This window comes from Psychrobacter sp. 1U2 (assembly GCF_051847575.1).
Genome location: NZ_JBPYDC010000205.1, coordinates 1 through 1,418 on the forward strand (window position 1 = coordinate 1; position 1,418 = coordinate 1,418).

The following is a 1,418-nucleotide window of genomic DNA, read 5'->3' on the forward strand; positions in this document are numbered from 1 at the left end:
CTTGGTGCTGCAATTTGTGCAGTCAAGCCAAGCTCTCGCATAAGCCTGTTATCATTAGACTGGCTAGCATTGCCTGTCGTTAATAGCTTATCACCATAAAAGAATGAATTGGCACCTGCCATAAAGGCCAAAGCCTGCTCAGCGTCGGATAAGCTTTCGCGTCCAGCAGATAGACGTACATAGCTGCTCGGACAGCAGATACGTGTTACCGCAATCGTGCGAATCCATTCCAGCACCGATAGCTCACCCTCTGCCAGTACTTTATCACCGATTGGAGTGCCTGCGATCGGGACGAGCAAGTTAACAGGAATAGATTCGGGTGCTTTGGGCATTTTAAGTAACTCATGTACCCAATCTATGCGATCATCACGGCTCTCACCCATACCCACAATATTGCCGCTACAGACATTGATACCCGAGTCGCGTACGTGCGTTAGTGTATCGAGCCGCTCATCATAGCTACGCGTACTGACTACTTCTTCGTAGTAACGGCGCGAGGTGTCTAGATTGTGATTATAATAATCCAATCCTGCATCAGCCAATCGAGCGGCTTGATCAGGGTTTAGCATACCAAGCGTCATACAAGTCTCAAGGCCCAAGCTTTTGACTTCTTTGACCAGCTCGACCACATAAGGCATGTCTTTGGCACTCGGATGCTTCCATGCAGCACCCATACAAAACCGCGATGAGCCACTGGCTTTAGCGCGTTTGGCCGCTGCAATCACCTTATCAACTTCTAAGCGTTTTTCTGCTTGAAGTTTGGTTTTATCCCGATGGTGACCTGACTGCGAACAATAGCCACAATCTTCAGGACAGTTGCCTGTCTTAATGGATAATAAGGTGCTAATTTGCACTTCATTAGCCTCGAAGTTTTGACGGTGGATGGTTTGTGCTTGTAATAATAGATCCATCAGGGGTAGATCAAACAGCTGCGCAATGTGTTCACGACTGTATTTGACTGCCGAGGTATTTGTTGCTGTGGTTGCGCTGCCCGCCGACCGTAAGCTGGATGTGGAATGCGAGTCAATGTTAGTATTATTGTTGGTTTGATGGTTAGGTTCTTGGATAGAAAGCAGTCCTGCCATGGGTTAAGTCCTTTCAAGATAAGATGAGACAAAATCAGATAAGCTAGAATAGTCATCTGATAATAAGACAATAAAAAAGGTTGCGATAACCGTAGTATACCGCAACCTTTTCATAAAATCAGAACGCTATTAACAACATTAACAGATAGCGTTTAAAGACAGGCTAATGGCCATAACCTTGTAAATACAGACTGTCTTTTTAACGGTACCATGTATTATTTACCGACTTTGTGCTTAGCGACACCAATCCAATGATTGGCAAATTGCTGCGCTTTATAAGCATAAGGTTTTGCTTTTTGGATGTAAGGTTTATAGTCTTCTGGAATAGTAGGG

1 protein-coding gene is annotated in these 1,418 nt (G+C 44.9%); it reads right to left on the bottom strand.

Annotated elements, in window-relative coordinates; translation table 11 throughout:
* Window positions 1-1,085 (bottom strand): biotin synthase BioB (bioB, locus tag ACS8FD_RS14505; protein ID WP_439276375.1); only part of this gene is annotated, 1,085 nt, incomplete at its 3' end.
* Between the last annotated feature and the right edge of the window lie 333 nt (window positions 1,086-1,418).